The sequence below is a fragment of the Nitrosomonas supralitoralis genome (assembly GCF_003011925.2).
GTDB lineage: Bacteria > Pseudomonadota > Gammaproteobacteria > Burkholderiales > Nitrosomonadaceae > Nitrosomonas > Nitrosomonas supralitoralis.
This window is the reverse complement of sequence record NZ_PXXU01000220.1, coordinates 1-319: the sequence shown is the minus strand read 5'-3', so window position 1 is coordinate 319 and position 319 is coordinate 1. Positions and strand designations below refer to the sequence as shown.

At 41.1% G+C, this 319-nt stretch carries 1 pseudogene; it reads right to left on the bottom strand.

The annotated features are described in order from the left end of the window. Nucleotides 1–255 (bottom strand): annotated as a pseudogene (locus C7H79_RS17515) (glycoside hydrolase); the annotation flags it as partial. Nucleotides 256–319: the final 64 nt, after the last annotated feature.

Below are 319 nucleotides of genomic sequence, written 5' to 3'. Positions count from 1 at the left end.
CAGGCGTTTATTTCTAGCAGTCAGTTCAGCGAGACGTTTATCAATAGATGAAAAATCGTACACACCTTTTGATTTCTCAAGCTCCGCCCATAAATAACGCATTTGTATTCCACGTAACGCCGGTGTTGCTTTGAGTTCACTATATACCACGGATAGGTATTTAGAATTGTTATTGCCCCAGTTCATAATAGTATAGTAATGGCCTGGGTGCCATTTGACCGAAGTGGGATCTGTTGTTGCTGCTACTGTGGTCAATGGGACTAGCACCATACTTACAATGAATAGTAGTGCGGCGACTAAAAAATGTACGTATTTAACT